12 protein-coding genes are annotated in these 18602 nt (G+C 38.4%); 6 read left to right on the forward strand and 6 right to left on the reverse strand.

Translation table 11 applies throughout. The features are described 5' to 3' along the window. Position 1: 1 nt before the first annotated feature. The 5 genes from BMW39_RS16445 to BMW39_RS16465 are packed head-to-tail and all read left to right on the forward strand — an operon-like array spanning position 2 to position 4997. Positions 2 to 1765 carry a hypothetical protein gene (locus tag BMW39_RS16445; RefSeq protein ID WP_034978414.1) on the forward strand — a complete coding sequence of 588 codons (1764 nt, stop codon included), beginning with the start codon at positions 2 to 4 and terminating at the stop codon, positions 1763 to 1765. 20 nt (positions 1766 to 1785) lie between these two features. After that, positions 1786 to 2520 carry a PA3715 family protein gene (locus tag BMW39_RS16450; protein WP_034978411.1) on the forward strand — a complete coding sequence of 245 codons (735 nt, stop codon included), beginning with the start codon at positions 1786 to 1788 and terminating at the stop codon, positions 2518 to 2520. Between the two features lie 22 nt (positions 2521 to 2542). Continuing rightward, positions 2543 to 3370 (forward strand): hypothetical protein, encoded by an 828-nt coding sequence (locus BMW39_RS16455; RefSeq protein ID WP_165569363.1) that lies wholly within the window; start codon positions 2543 to 2545, stop codon positions 3368 to 3370. A 7-nt stretch (positions 3371 to 3377) separates the two neighbouring features. Beyond that, a complete protein-coding gene (locus tag BMW39_RS16460) occupies positions 3378 to 3938 on the forward strand; it encodes a hypothetical protein (RefSeq protein ID WP_034978405.1) in 561 nt (186 codons plus the stop codon). A gap of 18 nt (positions 3939 to 3956) precedes the next feature. Then, a complete protein-coding gene (locus BMW39_RS16465; protein ID WP_034978403.1) occupies positions 3957 to 4997 on the forward strand; it encodes a hypothetical protein in 1041 nt (346 codons plus the stop codon). A 15-nt stretch (positions 4998 to 5012) separates the two neighbouring features. On the opposite strand, the gene BMW39_RS16470 is transcribed toward BMW39_RS16465, so the two are convergent. After that, positions 5013 to 5690 carry a response regulator transcription factor gene (locus BMW39_RS16470; protein ID WP_034978400.1) on the reverse strand — a complete coding sequence of 226 codons (678 nt, stop codon included), beginning with the start codon at positions 5688 to 5690 and terminating at the stop codon, positions 5013 to 5015. Beyond that, a complete protein-coding gene (locus BMW39_RS16475) occupies positions 5680 to 6981 on the reverse strand; it encodes a sensor histidine kinase (protein ID WP_034978397.1) in 1302 nt (433 codons plus the stop codon). The genes BMW39_RS16470 and BMW39_RS16475 overlap by 11 nt, the downstream gene beginning before the upstream one ends. Positions 6982 to 7165: 184 nt before the next feature. On the opposite strand from BMW39_RS16475, the gene BMW39_RS16480 reads away from it, so the two are divergent. Then, positions 7166 to 9517: an outer membrane beta-barrel family protein gene (locus BMW39_RS16480; protein WP_034978393.1), complete on the forward strand. Its 2352-nt coding sequence runs from the start codon at positions 7166 to 7168 to the stop codon at positions 9515 to 9517. 58 nt (positions 9518 to 9575) lie between these two features. Here BMW39_RS16480 and BMW39_RS16485 read toward each other — a convergent pair whose 3' ends face one another. The 4 genes from BMW39_RS16485 to BMW39_RS16500 form a co-directional block, all read right to left on the reverse strand. Continuing rightward, positions 9576 to 9791: a hypothetical protein gene (locus BMW39_RS16485; RefSeq protein ID WP_034978389.1), complete on the reverse strand. Its 216-nt coding sequence runs from the start codon at positions 9789 to 9791 to the stop codon at positions 9576 to 9578. A 133-nt stretch (positions 9792 to 9924) separates the two neighbouring features. Then, the gene (locus BMW39_RS16490; RefSeq protein WP_034978386.1) at positions 9925 to 11067 is read right to left on the reverse strand and encodes a 1-acyl-sn-glycerol-3-phosphate acyltransferase; all 1143 of its coding nucleotides are present in this window, start codon (positions 11065 to 11067) and stop codon (positions 9925 to 9927) included. A gap of 88 nt (positions 11068 to 11155) precedes the next feature. Next, entirely contained in the window at positions 11156 to 13525 is a 2370-nt protein-coding gene (tamL, locus tag BMW39_RS16495) for a translocation and assembly module lipoprotein TamL (RefSeq protein WP_034978383.1), read from the reverse strand. Beyond that, positions 13525 to 18558, reverse strand: coding sequence for a translocation/assembly module TamB domain-containing protein (locus BMW39_RS16500; RefSeq protein ID WP_034978380.1), 5034 nt, complete (start codon positions 18556 to 18558; stop codon positions 13525 to 13527). Before BMW39_RS16500 ends, tamL begins: the two co-directional genes overlap by 1 nt. Positions 18559 to 18602 lie beyond the last annotated feature (44 nt).

An 18602-nucleotide genomic window follows, 5' to 3' on the forward strand; every position in this document is an offset into this window, starting at 1 on the left:
TATGAAAAGACAGCAAGCATTTTTATTTTTAGGATCATTAACCTTGATGATGATCCCAAGTGTTCTAAAAGCTCAAGCCTTTGAACAAGAGCTGATATTTCATGGCCCTGTTAAAACCATGACGATGGAAACCCCCGACTACAGCGATGAAGCCAAAAAACTAAAAACAGTCTGGGAATATGACCAAGGGCAGAGGAAAATAAAAGAGATCTCTGCTTACAATTCCAATACAGAATACTATTATCCCAGCAAAAAGGATAAAAAACATCTGTTCAAAAAATGGTACAGGACGGAAGGTGCCAAGGAAGAAAGCTTTGAAGTAGAACAGCAGGATGCGACTGGACAAACACTTCTGAGTGGCGACCTGAAAGGCGGTAACTGGAATTACTACTACATACACGACTACAAACCTACCCTGCACACCATAAAATGGTTCACCGATGGCGAGATCTACCTGCAGAAAACGGAAGAAACCATCGACCTAAGCAATTTCCGTATCCCAGCGGGATTTGTACCCTTTGAATGGGACAGAAAACTCTCCACCGGAAAGATCATTAAAAGTCAGGAATACACCGCTGACAGATACGATCACGCTGTCATGTTTGAATTTGTTGAAAAAGGTCATCCCAAAAACAAGATCACATTCCATTACAACGGATCCGATGTCTATGATGCGGGCAAAGGGTATTGGCACCGCTACGAGGATGACAAAAAAATAGAAGAACGCTACATTTACAATGCTTCCGAAATCTCGGACTTCGGTCATCGCTACATTTACACGAGTTTTGGCAAACTGAAAAGCGACCATTATGGTTACTTCAGCAAGATGCCTGACCAATATATTCAAAGACATCTGTACACCTACAATGAAAATGGCGACTGCACCAAAGAAACCGTGGATGCTGAAGGTGAAAAAACGAGCATCACACTTTATAAATATACTTATGACGACCATAAAAACTGGACCAGCAGAACCTCGGTCTATGAGGATGGTTCGGGAAGTACTATCAAACGGAATTTCACCTATTACAAACCTGGAGAATCTGAACTCAAAAACTCGCTTTCTGAGACCAGTTATAATCAATATCTAAAGGAGTTACAAGCCTACAGACCGGTTGCAGAGAATCAATTGAAAAATTACAAGATTGCCAAAACAAAAAAGGAAAACACCCCTGACGACAAGACCAATTATAAAACTTTGCGCTCAGCTAATTGGAAAGATTTCTTACCGAAAGGACAAGTTGCGGATAGTATCACAAAAGGCGATTTGAACAAAGATGGAATAGATGATCTAGTAATGGTCTATCAACCTGAAAAATTACTAAAGAAAGAAAACAATGCTATCCGGACCTTGCGAATCCTGCTCATGCAAAATGATGGCAAATATGCACTCGCGGCAGAGAGTAATGGCGCCATTGCAGGAGAAAATATAAACAATACCTTTTTCAGAGACACCGAGATCAAGAAAGGACTTCTCATCATCAATCACGATTATATCCGTGGCGGATCCGTCCACAAATACCGCTATCAGAATGGTGGTTTCTACCTGATCGGTGCAGAAAGCACCATAGGTGACAGCTCCTACTTTTCCACCATCGATTACAACCTGAGTACAGGAAAATACATTTACATCTACGAAAACACGGATGACGACAAGCAGCAGCCCAAGTCTTCCAAAAAAGAAGGCGTCAAAAAACCATCACGCTTACCAAACATTGAAACTTACGAGTTGAATACCGTAGATGTAGAAGGCTTCAGTCTTTAAGATCATTAAAAACCTTAATTATGAAAAGATCATTTGTTCTTATTTTATTAATGTTCCTCTTTGTAAATGTTCATTCCCAGACCAGTCAGAGCAACTTTCTCCGAAATCAGGTTTTGAAACAGCTCAACCTGAAATTGAGCAATATCCATGAGGAATTTTACAGAGAGAAAAAATTACCCAACAAACCTTCTCAAACATTGGTCGTGATTCCCAAATACAGAACAAATGAAACAGATAACGAAGGTCACTTCTTCCTGGAATTGGATGCGTATATCGTCATCGCAGACAGCTCAACCGGAAAAATCCTTTACAAATTCGTTGAGGAGAACGCATGGTCATCAGACGCAATGGTGTTAACGGAAATCAGTATTGATACGGGTCTTTATCAGCTTAATGAAAAAGACCGTGCCTTCGGGATCCGGGTGAGTTATAGAGGAAGCAGCAATCCAAATCCTTATTCTTACACCGACTTGTCATTGTTCATCATTCAAAACAATGTGATGAAGAGAATTCTCACCAATTATCAGATCACCAGATCTAGTGGAGAATGGGACACGCGATGTGCGGGAGAATCTGAAGATATCTTTGGCACTATCGATATGGATAAAAACAAGACCAACGGTTTTAAGGACCTTATGATCAAAAACGAGATCACACAGACCAAAACCTTTAATACCAATGATGGCTGCGACGAGAAAGTTACCACCAAAAAAGCTACAAAATATCTGAAATACAACGGAAAGGAATACCTATAATGCTAATCTAAGCGTGATGAAAATGAAAGCAATAATGATCATAATGATGACCTTGGTGATCTTGGCCATTGGCGTAGTGTCTTTGTCGGCACTCAAGTCGTCATCAGCAAAAGGCAAAAAGCAGAAAATATCAAATTTCTTTTTAAAAACAGAAATCTACAAGAGTAATGATAAACTCACAAACACCATCATGAAGCTGGATTACAAAGATTCCACTTTTAGCTATCAGGAAAAGTACATCTTGAAACCTGGCGATGATGTTGGCTACGAAACGGAATCCAAAGGCAAATTCAAAATGAATCATGACACGCTCATCTTCTATTCTGAGATGCCGGAAAATGCTCAATTGGATTTCGGGACCCATGAGCTCACGGATGAGGAGATCGCGAAAAACAAATTCTCCTACATCTACCCGATTGATGAAAAAGTGGATGATAATCAAGTGAAAATTTACTTTGACAACATTGCCGAGATCCAAGAATACAAAGCATTCACCATCATTGACCATCAATTAAAACCAATAAATATCATAGAACGAAAAGAGCTAGACGAGTCCAAATTAATAAAGACAAAAACAAGCAATTTCTTTCTTTTTCATTATCTAATTATCGAAATGCCAAAGAACAATCAGTTGCTCATCATAGGCTCCAGAGACGAAAGTTTTCTTTTTGATTTTAATAAGATCCCTTACCGATCTTTCCATTTTTACACGAGAGTCTACTGGGGTTTTATGGATCTCACTGGAATTAAATTTCAAAAAAACGACAAGACTTTGAAACGTATCCAATCTGCGGATGACAAACGCTATCAGTCGAGCGGCGCATTGAATCTAGATTTCATTAAACAATAAAAAAAACATGAAAAAAATAATCAATATCGTCTTGATGACTTTGATGATCTGCTGTCAGGAAAAGAAAGATGTTTCCATTGAAGTAAAGGAAGAAGAACAAATCGCTCAAAGCCAAAAAACGGAAACTCCAAAAGGGAAAGTAGCCAATGAGGATTCCACAAAGACCATCGCGCCACCCAACGCAATTCCTGTGAAAGTACCAGAGATTCCACCTCGAAAGCCTATCGACTGTTTTCCGCCCAAAAGTATCGAGTGCAAAGACAAAGGCGGCGATATGGAAAATGGTTTCATCACAGAATGTCTTTACAAAAATTATTACCTTGAAGAAGCTTACAACGCTTTCAGGGAACGACATAAAGCCGGTGACGAAGGCAAATATCTGGAAAAGAAAATGCCTGGATCGAAGCACATTGCGCGCTTCAAAGATTATCCGATTTCCGCCACTTACACTTATCCCCAACAAAATACTTTGAAAGTTGAGATCTTGTTTCCCGGTGGCGTCACGACTATGATCTTCAAAACAGAAGAAAATGACGTGATCATCACTACAAACAATTCCCCAGATTAATAAAAAAAAACAATAACTATGAAAAATTATTTGATGCTAATGATATTCGCCAGCAGCTTTCTGTTTGGTCAACAAAACTCAGATAAACGATACAAAGAACTGGCCGGAAGATATGGCGGAAACGATGGCATCTGTCTCTTCGAAGATGGCAAATATATGCTTTATGGCTACGCCACAGCAATCTTTGGAACATACACTTTTGAGAAGGACCAACTCAATTTTAATCCCGACAAACAGGAATTATTCATGATTTTCGGAAGTCAAAATCCTACGCTTGGAAACGCGGCAAGACTCTACTTTTCCGGATTTGAAAGAGGCGGAGCGGCCGTTCAGTTTGACCAGGAAAAACCACGAGCGGTCTTCAATGATGACGCTAACTGTTTTGCTTCGCCGTATGTCTATGAAACAAAGACCAAACCTACGCAGATCATTCTATCCGATTTTGTAGATGGGACTTGGCAGCAAAGCAAATTCACGATCCCAAAAGAATACAATGACCTGGCAATCGTTCACAACGAAGCAAGCAGATATGAGGAAAACTTCACTGGAATTTTAAAATCTGAAGGGGAAAAAAAAGTGCTCACCATCTCTATGTCCGACAGAGGTTTTAAGAAGAGCAATGAGGACAAAAATGACAACAACTGGAGAGAGATCTTGCAAATGAAATCAGAATACTATTTAGCGAAAGACAGTCAAAAAAACGGCGTTTTCTTCAACAAACATTACCAAAATTTCCCAACACCTGCGAGTTCGACTTACACATTGGATCAAAAAACCAATCAGTTCATAAGCAAAAATGCCGAAGACAACGAAGCATATTTCCGAAACGATCAATACAATGACAACCGCTATTTGAGGAAATATCTGAAAGTGGAAGGACAGATCATTGCTGATCAAACTTTCAACAAAAACAATATTTCGACCAAGAGTCTATTCTTTACAACCTGTGATGAAGGTTCGGAAAAATCTTACAAGTACGATGGAATCATCGAATATGAAGACAAAAATGATGACCGTCAACCAATGCGAACATTAGAACCTGTGCCGGCACCAAAGTAGCTATTAAAAACAATACTAATTCGGAAACTCGATTTTGAAACCAACGCCACGCACGGATTCAAATCTAATTCTTTCATCTCTTTGAAGGTACTTTCGGAGCCTTGTCATGAAGACATCCAGACTTCTGCCGAGGAAATAATCGTTTTCGCCCCAGATATTTTCCAGGATCTCTTTTCTATTGATGATTTTATGGTTGTTCTTCGAAAGCAGGAGCAGAAGTTCTGATTCTTTCTCGGTGAGCTGAATTGTTTCTTCTCCAATAACCAACTGGAATTGCGAAGGCATAAAGATGTATTTTCCAATCTTTACAATATCATTAACTGGCTCCGTTTGTCTTTTCAGAATATTTTTGATGCGCAGAATCAGTTCTTCCGGTTCGCAGGGTTTTGTGATGTAATCGTCGGCACCGAGTTTTAAACCTAAGATTTTATCAATACTTTGACCTTTTGCGGTTAGAAATAAGAAAGGAATATCAGAGGTTTTTCTGATTTCTTTTGAGAGTTCGAAACCGTCCATAAAAGGAAGCATCACGTCCAAAATCGCCAACTGATAATCTTGGATGATTTCTTTATTATCAATGATAATTTCAGGATTCGGAATCCAATTGACCTCGAAATCTGAGAATTCCAGATATTGTTTCAAAACCATTCCCAAGTCTGCATCGTCTTCTACCAAAAGGATTTTAGTTTTCATTTGGAATCTGGATTTTGAAAGTTACACCTTTGCCAAGATTGGATTTTACAGAGATTTTCCCTTTGTATTTATCAAGGATGGATTTCACTAAGAATAATCCAACGCCCAAACCATTGATGTTCAGATTTTCGGTTCGGGAAACGCGGTAATATTTATCAAAAATAAATTTCAAATCGTCCTTTGGAATTCCGATTCCGTCGTCGGAGATTTCGATTTCAAGATTGTCATTAATGATAATATCAAGATTTTTTGCGCCGTATTTTACAGAATTATCGATAAGATTATCCATCATTTGAACGAAATCATTTTGACGAAAAACTTTATTCTTAATTAAATCTACATTAATATTAAAGTTAATGTCTTTATAAGTTTTTTTGATATTCGTAAAGTAATTTTCCATTTCCATCTTATCCATCAAAATATCTTCTGAATCCGAATGGTGAATGGATTTTACAATATTTTCCAGACGTTTGATTTGACGTTCCAGCAAAGCTTTGGTTTCAGAATCTGAGGTTTGGACGATGGAAAATTTCAACGTTGTGATTGGTGTGTTCAGTTCGTGTGCGATGGAATCGATAGTGGTGTGAAGTTGCGAGATTTTCTTCTCTTGTCGATTTAAGTTTTTAATACTGTTTCTGAACAAATAAATAATCAGAATTATAATCAACAAACTAATGATAATTAAAGGAATAATTTTCCTCAAAACCAAATACTGAATATTCAACAATTGATACGTCGCTTTTGACTTCACCAAATAATTATAACGTTCATCAACATTCAAATCAGTATTGGTTTTTGATTGGTGGCTTGACCAAATACTTTCCGTCAGCGACATCGGTTTTTCAACCTTGTTAATCGTTTGGAAGAGCGTAATCGATTTACCTTTTGGAAGAAGTTCTTCATTCTTCAATTCGTCCAAAACAGAATAAATCTCATTCTTCATCGCCATTTCAAATCCGGAATTTCCAACATTTTTCTTTAGTAGAGATTCCATTTTTTGACTGTATTGGATTTCTGATGAGTAAATCTTATCGGGAAATTTTATTTGCTCATCCTGAAAAGTAACTCCCAATTTTAACCGTTCAAAATCACCCACAAGTCGATTGTCATTGGCATTGGTGTCGAATTTGTCCATTTCGTCCATTACCTTACCAGCGATTTCTTTCGCTTGCCTATTATAGTCCTTCTCTTCCAGTCTGTACGAGTTTTGGATGTAATACGCCTGAAGCGCAACCAAAATAATCAGGCTGAATGTGAACAAAATGATGGTGATGTTTCTCTTGCGATTCATAGTTTATCCTAGGAATGAATTCCTATGTTGGGATATGGTCGTCCCGATGGGACTTTGGTTGGTTAAAATTTCCAAGTTCAAAAATACAATCAAATTTCTTTCAAAAATAGCATTAACCGTCCGTTAACCCTTCATTAACAAAACTTTGATGCAAACTGTCTCAATTTTGGAGAAAATTAATGAAATGAAATATTACATCACAATTTTACTGATATTCCCAATTTTGGTTTGGAGTCAAAGCATCAAAGGACATCTTGAAAATGAAAATCAGGAGCCGATTTCGGACGGCATTATTCAAATTAATGAAAATAAAATTTACAATTCTGATGAGCAAGGAAATTTTATGATTGATGGAATTTCGTCGTTTCCAATTTCATTAATCATCAAAAAATCTGGTTTTCGGGATTATGAATTGACGCTCGAGGAAAGCGATTTGGCTTTGAATATTATCCTTAAAAAAGATACTTTGAACAACATCGAAGCTGTGACCATCAAAGCAAATAAACCTTTGCTGAAAAGGAAAATCGACCGACTGGAATTCAATATCGATAATACGCCACTTCAAAATCTGAATGCTTGGGACATTTTGAAAAGCACGCCGAATGTCTTGGTGAAAAATGAAGAATTGAGTGTTCGTGGGAATTCGCAAATCATCGTGACCATTAATGATAAAAAAACTCTGATGACGCAGGAACAATTGAAACAACTTCTTGAAAACACCGATGGAAGCAACGTTTCGTCCGTGGAAGTCATCACCAATCCGCCTGCGAAATATGAAGCTCAGGGAAGTGCGATTATTAATATCAAGATGAAAAAAAATGTGCTTTCTGGTTACAAAGGACGGATTTCGACGCGTTACCATCAATCGATTTATGCGAAAGGAAAGATTGGAACTTCACAATCTTATAACACTGGAAAATGGCAATTAAGTGGAAACTATGACTTTGTGACCGGCGATTATGTTCGGAAAAATTTCGATGTTGTGACTTTCAACAATGACAAAACCCGCTGGGAAAGCGATATGACGCGGAAAACGCACGCACACGAGCAACATATTTACAATTTCGCTGGACAATACAGTTTGGATAGTTTGTCATCCGTTCAGTTTGGTTTTGATGGTTATAATGCGCCGAATAACAATGGTCATTACAAGGTTCCAACGAATATTTATAGTACGGAAAACGGTCAATTGCAGTCCAATTATTTGACGTCGAATCAGAAAAATCAGTTTAATAATAGTTTTAATTCTTATTTGGTTTTTGATAAGAAATTTGGTGACCAGAATTTAACCTGGACCAATAATTTCAGCACGAAAAAATATAAGGAAAATCAGGATATCGAGACACAACTCAATTTTGTGGACCAGCCTGAAGATTACAACCGATTTGGAAGTAAGAATATGCAGAATATTTCGCTGTACTCTTCGCAGTTGGATTATCGATTGACAAAGGAAAAATTCACATTGGAAGGTGGAATTAAATATAGTTTTGTACACAATGAAAATGACCTTGATTTTTTTGATGGAACTCGGGAATCTATCATCTATAATCCGTCGAAAAGCAATTTGTTTGATTACAAGGAAAATATTTTTGCCTTTTACATTTCCTCAGAATATAAATTGAAAAAATGGGAACTGAAAGCTGGATTAAGGTCGGAAACAACCGCTATCAAAACAAAATCTGACAATCCAACCGTTGAAAACAACAGAACGCGAACTGGACTTTTCCCCACATTTTATGCGATGTACACTTTGAACGATGACCAGCAATTGGGATTTTCTTACGGCAAAAGAATCGACCGACCGAATTATGATTTCCTGAATCCATCGCGGTCTTATTATAATTTGTATTCTTATTTTCAAGGTGATGCGAATTTGAAATCGACGATTATTGACAACTTGAGTTTGACTTACACGGTGAAAAACTGGAACTTCGAAACGTACTTTTCTTACATCAAAGACCCGTCGATGGAAATTTCAATCCAAAATCCTGAGACTTTTGAAACGGTCTACAATTTTACGAACATCGACCACGGAAAAAATATGGGCGCGAATGTTTCTAAAAGCTTCTCGATAAAGTCATATTGGAAGCTGAATGTTTTTGCGATGGGAGAATATCAGGAAAATTATTTTATGGGCGTGGACCAAATCCTTTACAAAAATGATGTGTTCTTCTACAATACGAATCTATCAACGCAAATCACTTTGGACAAAGCAAAAACTTGGGATTTGAATGTGGGTTATGTCTACAATTCAAAGACGATTCAAGGTTCTTTTGACATCAGTTCTTCGCAAAATACTTACGTTATCATCAATAAAAAAATGTTTGATAAGAAGTTGGAAGCGGGATTGGTTTTCAATGATATTTTCAAAACGGACAGAAATACCATTTCGACAAATTATGCGAATCAGAATCAATATTTCAAGGATTATCGGGACACGCGGTATTTCATCATCAATCTGAAATATAATTTTGGAAATCAAAAAGTGAAAGAGGCGAAGGCTGGAAACAAGACGGAAGAGCAGAAGCGACTTTAGGAATCGGAATCTCTATGAAAGCAAAAACACTATCAAAATCTGATAGTGTTTTCTATATTTAGTTAGCGTAGGCTGATTTGTTTTGGAAGACGTTCATAGACGCAATCCTGTTATTTTTATTATAAACAATCTCGACGGTGAAAGACGAAATCTCGTACAGAACAAACTTGAGTTCATCTTTGATGGTTTCGTTCATCAGATGACCTTGGTTCAAAACGATGTCACACTGAGATTCATTCGGCAAATTTTTGAAATCGTAGTAAGAAATATTCATAGTGGTCAGTTTTAAATTGTTAGTTATTAAGTACATAATGGACTACACAATTTCTTTGCCAATTCTGTGGAAAACTACCCTACTTCAATATTATTTTTCAAAAAATTAATAATATGATATCAAAAATATGAAATTAAGACGAAAGATCTTGCTGATACTTCATCTTGTTGATCACTGGATTTGCGTACATCGCCAGAAAACTTTCTTTTAGGGCAGAATCAAAACTGTCGATTCGCATTTCTAATCTTCTGATGAACAGTTGTTTTTCTTCTTCTGTGTAACGGTCAGCAAATTGATCGGTCTTGTGAAGCAAATCGTAGGCGATATATTTCGTTGGCCAAAGTTTATAATTCTGGATAATAGAATCATCGATGATCTGAGCGATGGCCTGAAGTTGTTTATTTTTATTATCAAACTCGTTGGCGATGTTGTCCAGCTCTGTGTTCAACACTTTTCCGGCGTGGAGATGGATCCGTTTTTTCTGTCCCAAAACGCCGCTTAGCATTGTGGTGAAATCCTCATTATCATTTTTCACATAGACCTCATTTCTGGATTTGGCCATCAGTTGTGGCATCTTCAAAGAATCTGTCGGATCATATTCGTAGGAGATGGACAATGGAACAATTCTTAAGCTTTTGAAAAAGTCAGTCAATGTTTGGTCTCCAGCTGCCATGGCGAGCATTTTGAGAACGCCTTGTTGGGTCATATCGTTTCCGTCCTTGGCTCTTCCTTCACGCTGTGCCATCCAGACAGAGCGGTTTTCCTTGGTCAAAAGGTTGTGGATATATTGTGATAAAGTTTTGGAACTATCCAGTTGCTCGCGGATCGAAACACTTCTTTGAACCAGAAAATTTCGGTTCAGTTTTGCAAGAACGTGGAGAAAAGGTTTTTTGACCAGATTATCTCCAATGGCCGATGACGTCATTACGAAACCGCCATTCAACAATGCCAAATTCAATAGTGAAGTATCCAACACAATGTCTCGGTGGTTGGAGATGAAAAGATAGGATTGATTTTTGTCCAATTGGTCAAACCCCGAAGTCGTCAAACCTTCTGAACTTCTTTCCAAGATCTGAAGAACGGTCTGAGAAATAAACTGACTTTGAAAATCTTTGATCGAATGAACATTTTTGAATTGCTCGAGCCAAAAATCCTCATCTCGGTTAGGAAATGTAAAACTCATTAAAGCCTTCATCATTGGATGCCTCGCAACACTTTGCAAAGCGCCATTCACTTCATCATCATCATAAGGCCTTATATCATCAAACTTAGACATATTTTTATTTAAATTAACAATTTGCAAAACAACGAAAATTAATTGAACTCAGCTTATGAATTTTTTGAATTCAATTCTCAACAAACTATTAAAAAGGATAGCCGATTGCAATATTCAATATCAAGTTATCCTTTCTCCAAGCGCTATCTCCAAATTTCACTCTATCCAGCACCCAACGGTCACCTTTTTCGTAATAAGGAACCTTCAAAGGCATTGCGAGATCCAATCTCAAAACCAAGATCGAGAAATCCAATCGCAAACCGACTCCACCGCCAACTGCTACCTCACTCAAGAAATCTTTGGAGAATTTTCCGCCAGGTCTCACAGGCTGTCCGTCGGTATTTAATTCTTCGTTTACCATCCAGATATTTCCTGCATCCACGAAGGCGGCCACATTTAGGAATTTGTAGATATTGGCTCTGTATTCTGCATTCATCTCAAGCTTGATGTCACCTGACTGGTCAAAGTAGAAACTTGCATTTTGAACTCTCGGATCATAACTTCCCGGTCCTAATGTTCTGGCTCGGAAAGCTCGGATACTGTTACTTCCGCCCACAAAGAACTGTCGTGAGTAAGGCACAAATTCTGAGTTTCCATATGGATAGGCAATTCCGGCAATGATTCGGGAAGCAAAATTTGTCTTCTCATTGAATTTGTGGTAGAACCTGAAATCGTGTTCCATCTTCGCATATTGACTGAATGGAACGCCGAAAATATTTTTCTGGTCACCTTTTTTCGCATTGGCTCCGGTTACAAGTCCAGTGATATTTCCCGCCAGATCCAACATTCCACGGTAATAGATCGTATTGGTCTTTGGCGAAGTTGTATTGGTATAAGTATAAGTGTAAGTTGGTCCAAAGATCAATTGTTTGTCCACTACCCTTTGCAAAGTTGGATTCGCAGGAATTCCATTTTCAGGATCTCCTTCTATTTGTTGGCGATACTTATCTGTTATCGTTTGAGGCGCAACCATTGTGATATCAATGACCTTCAAATCGTGTTCTTTTCTGACGTTCTCTTTCCAAACGTAACCAAATGACGCATTGAAGTTGTGAAGTGTGTACAATTCCGTACGGCTTTGATATTCATAACCAAGGTTGATATTGGTCCTAGGAACGAAAGCACTGGAAGAATTAAATCTAAATGGCGCCACAATTCTCGGAATGGAAAGTTGTGTGTTCGCCCCAACTCGGATGATGTTGTTCGCATCTTTCGGTCCACCCAACTGAACATCGAAAGCACCATAAACAGCCGCTTTGAATTGCTCAGCACCTCGGAAGAAGTTTCTGTGCGTCCAGTTTAGGTTCACCTCGCCTCCACCATAATTGGCCGAGTTGGTTCGTCCCAAAGTTTCCAAACGCAACGACTGGATCTGTCTTGGTGTCAGTAAATAGTAAGCGTCAAACTTATGATTCAAAGAATCTGAAACGACGAATTCATTCTTCACAAATTTGAAAACGCCTAAACTGATCAATCTGCTCAAAGTCAAATTGTGGTCTTTGCGATTGTAGACATCGCCTTTTTTAAAGTACAAAGCGCGGTCAAAGATCCTTGGTTTGAATTTATGATCCGGGTCGATCACGTAGATATCTTCGTAAGCATATTTGGAAAGGGAATCTTCGTTCATCGGAACAGTGTATTTTCCGTCTTTCACATCACGAATGTTGTAATTCGGGAAAACCACCACTTTATCAATGGAAAATTGCTGCGTTGCAAGGTCTGGCGTTTGTTCTTTCAGTTTTACATTTAGTTCCACCTTATGATTTTTTGCCACCGTACTGTCTGCCTGGACGATGATATTATCTGGATGGAAATAGTAGAAACCTTTCTCCTTCAATCCATTGTCAATCCTTTCCCGTTCGGCTTTGATGACGCCGAGATCAAATGGATTTCCGACTTTCAAAAGAGACTTGTCTTTCAAATTCTGAATTTCCTGATTGACCAACGTCGAATCTTCCTGGAATTTGACCTGACTGATCAAATATTGATTTCCAGGCTTTACTGTGTAAATGACCTGTGCTTTTTTATTCTTCGAGACCGTGTCGTACTTCGCTTGCGCATTGAAATAGCCTTTGTTCTCAGAATAATTCACCAGAATATCTTTGTTGAATTCCTTATCGACATCGCCCAGCAAGACTGGTTTTTCTCCAAATTTATACTTCAACCAATAGTTGAATCCTTTCTCCTTCTTAGGTTCTTTCGCAATATTGTACGCATACAACTTTGGTCTCAGTCCAAGAAAGCTTGAGTTGGGTTTTGGCGTCAGATTTTCTTCGAGTTCAGCCTTCAAAGCTTTCCTTTGCTTCTTCGGAATGCTGTCGTTTTCGATCTTAACTTCGGCGCCTGTGTAAAGCATTTGTCCTTCTTTCAGAAATTTGGTATTGCTGCAAGATGAGATGATCGCGATGGATGACAAGGCAATGACTGGCTTAAAATGGATTGGAAATCGGCTCTTCATTATTTAAAATCTACTACTTGGTTATTGTTTTTTTGTCTTTCTAATTTTCTTTTCTCACGCTTGGAACTTTGGAAGATCTCACGGAATTTATCATAATCCAAAGTGATGATGAAACCAACGCCTGTTTCCACGATCTGTCCTTGCAAAGCGACTTGATATTCGTTCTTACGGTAAGCTCTCAGCATATATCTGCCATCTCTGGAAAGGCTGTAGTCGATTGTGACATCACCTGCGATATTGGTCGTATTCTCGTTTTGTCTGGCATCGCCTTCCAATCCGAAGTTACTTCCTACAGACACTTTCAATCGATCATTCAGTAATTTTTTACTTAAGCCGACATTCAGGTCTGTTCTGGTGTTTTGAGATCCTGTGGAATAATCTTCGGAGGATTCCAGATCGAAATTAAGGTCAACACCTTTTATCAGATCGGAAGCCAGATTATTCAATTGTTGCGATAGGATCTTGCTCACACTTTGTCTCGCCAAAGTTTCCGTGGAAAGTCCAGCACTATTTTCAAACGGATTTTCACCGATAAATCTATTTAATAAAAGCAAAGCAAAAACCTGCTTGTTCATTTCGTTTTCTTCCGTTCTTAGTTGGGCTAATTTTTGGTCCACCACATCTTTGACATTGGTCGAAACAGAATTATTTTTTTCATCCGTCGTAATATCAAACGTGATGACCGGTTTCAATAGTTCGCCTTTCATTTGAAGCAAAGTATTGAATTCCATTCTTTGCTTGTACTGATTGAGCATTGCGGCACTTTCTCCACTGATCTGCTGCTCCACAAGATCTAGCGGCGCAGTTTGCGTTTTATAGACAGCCGTGATGTCGAGTGTCGCTGCGGTCGGTTCGCCCGTCCAGGTGATGGTACTTCCTTTTTGGATCTCGAATTTACGTTTCAGTAAACTGACGGTCATATCGTAACTTCCCTGCTCTACTTCGTAAACGCCCACCAAAGTGGTTTTCCCAGATGGATCGATTCCGCCGGTCAATTCTGCTTCACCTTGAAGTTTCACAAAATCACCATTGGCTTTGTCGATGACCACAGACATTTTCGCTTCTTTGCTCACCTCGATGTTCACGCTCACGTCCATTCCTTTGATCTGGTTTTTGGCAGCCAAAGAATCTGTAACGATGGTTTTGTTCAAGGCGATCTGGTCTTGGTCAATGAATTCCACTATGCCGTCTCTATCCTGCAACGATGGACTTGATTGAGGCAAAACAAACGTAAAATCTGTATCATCAGAAACCGCTAATCTACCATCAACTTTCGGAAGGTCTAAGTTTCCTCTCACTTTCAAAGCAGCGTCGATAGACAAAATCCCGTACATTAAAGCGTCATTTGATTTTTCTGAATTCACGACCTTGAAATCTTTGGCATTGATGTCAAGATTGAAGGCAAAATCCCTGTAGGTCTGAGTCAAAACCTGACCGTCGATCTTAAGTGAATTTCCGTCTTTATCATTGATCTTGAACTCATCAAACTCAATTCCTCGGTTGGTGAAAGCGATTTTATCATTGATCTTTCTGAAATCACTTCCCGTTTGCGCAATCATCAATCCGACATTATTCATTTTTACATCGCCGAGAATTTTCGGTTCAGTCGTGGTTCCTGTAATTTTCAGATCACCTGAGAGATAACCTTCTGTATTGGTGATCGCGTTCATAGAAAAGCCTTGTAGCGTTTTCATCTGAAGTTGATTCATCGCCAGATTTAGGTCAAAACTACTTGCTGCAGTGTTGTAATTTCCAGTGATCTTCACATCATTTTCGTTTTCGGAAAGCGCAATATCTGCATTGATGATATCGGCCGAAGTATTATTGGCCTTCAAAGAAAGATTCCCAACTGGACTTCCGTAAACAAAAAGGTCGGAAACATTGATGTCTGCATTGAAGTTCATTTTCTTGTTCAAATCTCTCAACTGCGCTGTTCCATTGATCGTTCCTTTTGCCAACAGCGAATCTTTTTTAATGATTTCTGTAATGGTTTCGATCCTAAAATCTTTCAAAGTGACATTCAAAGGACTGTTTGGCGACGTGTTTTCTGACTGAACCAAGATCTCGCTTCCGGAATTAGATAATCTGAAATTATCCGCAAAAATTCCCTGACTTCCGATCTGGATCTTGTTACCGTCAGCAACGGCCCAATCCATATAATTCAACTTCAAACCATTCGGGTTCAAAGAGATTTCTGTAATGTCATTAATCGATTTGGCGTTACCAGCAATCAGGAATTGTGTAGCATCTTTATCATCTTTTGTCGTGATGTTATAATTAATGATATTATCGGCGACATCACCGTTGATATTGACTTTGTTCAAAGCAAAACTTTCGCTCTTCAAAGCCACAACATCCAAATTATATTGTAAAGCTTGATTTTCGTTCGTGATCTTCAAGTTTGTATTTTCAAGCGAATTGGTGCCATACAAAACCTGAGGGATTTTTGCATCAAGTTCTATCTTTTGAGAATCAGCGTTGTAGTTCCCAGTGATATTGATGGTTTCAAAGCTTTTCAATTCCGGAACGAACTTTCTGATCAAATCGTCGTTTTTGATCGTAGCATTGACCGTGAAAAATTGTCCAGCATCGATTTTCGCCGCTTTTCCAGGTTTTTGGAATTGATAATATTGATTCATCGTTTGCGACAAAGCCCCGAAGATCTGGGTCAGTTTGTATTTTCCATTCAGTTCCACATCCGCAATCTGAGAATTGAATTTGATCTTCGTTGAATCCGCTGTAGAAACGGCCAACAAATTCACTTCCTGAATTGGATAAACTTCCTTCGTATCAGAGATGGCGAAGTTTTTCAGATTCAAATATCCATTGAGATTGTCCGGATCAAGACTTTTAAAATCACCATCGATTGCGCCAGCCAAAATCATTGGCGAACTGTAAAAACCAAGTTTGTTCAGATCTAATTTATTGATATTTCCATTGACTTTCACCGTTGGATTCTTGTCGTCGTAAACACCGGAAGCTGTCAATTGAAGGTTTGCATTCGGGTCTTTGGAATTGAGGACTATATTATATGCACCACGGTTTATCTTGCCCACCAAATTCATATTTTGATAACGATAACCTTTGTAAGTCGCGGATTGTACGTTTCCTACAAGATTCGCATTTGCATTTTTGAAATCAAAACTTTCTCCTTTCGCAGAGATCTGAGCCGTAATTGCACCGAGATCTTTGTTCTGAATGATCTTTCCGATCTGTAGATTTTGTAAGTTGGCTTTCACATCGTACAACTCACGGTTTTTTCTACGCATATCAACTTGCGCTTTGATTCCCGCGTTTCCGAGTGTGGAATACAAACTAAGATTCGTATTCACAACTTTGGTCGTGCCTTTTGCAAAGCCTTTGATGCTGAAATGCGAAGGCAAAGAAATATTGGATGGAATCGTCCCTTTTGGAACCAAATTGAAAATTGTTCTTCCAGATGAAGCCAGTTCGCCGATCTTCAAATCGTAATACAAATTTTCAGGATTCATAGCATTTCGGATTCTTCCAGATGCATTGACACGCAATTGATCAAGACCAGAAACTCTCAGTTCGTTGATCAAAAGATCATTTACCAAACCTTTTACATTGGCATTGACGGACAGAATTGCGTTTGGATATTTGTTGAATGGCGCGGTATTTCTAAGTGTTGGAACCAAATTCAGAATATCAGCAAAACCAATTTTGGAATCTTTGATATTTGCAGAGATCTTGATTGCGCCGGGATTGGCTGATAATTGCTCGATAGAATTATAATTAAGGACAACCTCGTCTCGCAAAATGGTTTTAGAAGTTTGCAGATAAAGGTCTTTCAAGTAAGCTTCTTTGTCCGAGTACACAAAATCCGTATTGAATTTTTGAATATCCAAACCTCTCGCTTCCTGAATCTCAGCCGATTTCACACTTCCTGCGAAACCATTATTTTCCATTTTGAAATTACGAACGTCGACATTCAGTTTTCCAAAATTAAGATGGTTGAAATCCATTCCAGTTTTGGTTGGCGCCACAGCAGTATTGTTGTAAGCGACTTTCACATCATTGAATATCAACTTTCCGAGAAGGACTTTCATCGCTTTTTCCTGCGCACTATTTTTTGAAACTTCAGGCGTTTTTTCCTCTTTTGGATTCGCGTTTGAAGTTGGAAGGAACAAGTTGGCGTTTATGTTTGCGCCCGTCAAATAAACGTTTCCAACATCGTAAGCATTATTTTGAAGGTCGAGATTGTTGACTTTGGTGCTCAATTCATTAAACAAAACCTTCGCGAAAGTTTTAGAATTATCGTCGCCGTAATCGATATCGAAATTCGTTAGTTTAATTCCGCTCAAGCCCAACTGCATTGGTTTTTTCTGATTGAGAGAATCCACTTTTTCCTCCACATTTTTGGAAACTTCCTCGATTAAATCTTGTTTCAATTTTAATTTTAAACCATCAAGATTGATATCGTTTACCGCGTATTTGTTATTTTGAAGGTCGAAAGTTTTCACCCGCGTATCAAATGAATTGAAGTAAACCTTGATGTCATTTTTCGACTGTTGGTCGTTGAATGTAACGCCGATATCTTTTAGATTAATTTTATCAAGAGAAATAATGAACGGTTTGGATGGACTTTCCTCTTTTTCCGAAGTCGCAAACGCATCCATGATGTAATCAAAGTTGAATTTCCCTTGCGGATCACGAACTACATTCGCACGAACGCCTTCCAGATCGATTGAAGTCAAATCTGCTTTTGATTTGATCAATTGCCACATATCCAATCCGACATCGAATTTTCTCACCGCCAATAGTGTATCGACTTTTTGACCTTTCAAATATAGATTTTCGATGACCAAGCTGTTTGGAAAACCAATGTAAACCTTTTCCAGACTCACTTTGGTCTTGATCTTACCTTCGAGGTAGACGATCAATTTATCTTTAATTAAATTCTGAACGAATGGCAGCCTTAAACTAAATATCAGCAACACAAAAAAAACCACAATCGCAATGATGGTTCTGATGAAACGTCTAAATAGTTTTCCTTTATTGAGTTTTTTCAAATCTTAAAATGTTAACAAAATTAGCTATATCAAATACCGTACTA

It is taken from the genome of Epilithonimonas lactis (assembly GCF_900110605.1).
Classification (GTDB): domain Bacteria; phylum Bacteroidota; class Bacteroidia; order Flavobacteriales; family Weeksellaceae; genus Epilithonimonas; species Epilithonimonas lactis.

Excerpts from the sequence above, each read along its gene's own strand:
- BMW39_RS16470 (WP_034978400.1), bottom strand. The coding sequence starts at position 5,690 with ATGAAAACTAAAATCCTTTTGGTAGAAGACGATGCAGACTTGGGAATG.
- BMW39_RS16485 (WP_034978389.1), bottom strand. The coding sequence starts at position 9,791 with ATGAATATTTCTTACTACGATTTCAAAAATTTGCCGAATGAATCTCAG.
- BMW39_RS16480 (WP_034978393.1), top strand. The coding sequence starts at position 7,166 with ATGAAATATTACATCACAATTTTACTGATATTCCCAATTTTGGTTTGG.
- BMW39_RS16475 (WP_034978397.1), bottom strand. The coding sequence starts at position 6,981 with ATGAATCGCAAGAGAAACATCACCATCATTTTGTTCACATTCAGCCTG.
- BMW39_RS16490 (WP_034978386.1), bottom strand. The coding sequence starts at position 11,067 with ATGTCTAAGTTTGATGATATAAGGCCTTATGATGATGATGAAGTGAAT.
- tamL (WP_034978383.1), bottom strand. The coding sequence starts at position 13,525 with ATGAAGAGCCGATTTCCAATCCATTTTAAGCCAGTCATTGCCTTGTCA.
- BMW39_RS16445 (WP_034978414.1), top strand. The coding sequence starts at position 2 with ATGAAAAGACAGCAAGCATTTTTATTTTTAGGATCATTAACCTTGATG.
- BMW39_RS16455 (WP_165569363.1), top strand. The coding sequence starts at position 2,543 with ATGAAAGCAATAATGATCATAATGATGACCTTGGTGATCTTGGCCATT.
- BMW39_RS16465 (WP_034978403.1), top strand. The coding sequence starts at position 3,957 with ATGAAAAATTATTTGATGCTAATGATATTCGCCAGCAGCTTTCTGTTT.
- BMW39_RS16460 (WP_034978405.1), top strand. The coding sequence starts at position 3,378 with ATGAAAAAAATAATCAATATCGTCTTGATGACTTTGATGATCTGCTGT.
- BMW39_RS16450 (WP_034978411.1), top strand. The coding sequence starts at position 1,786 with ATGAAAAGATCATTTGTTCTTATTTTATTAATGTTCCTCTTTGTAAAT.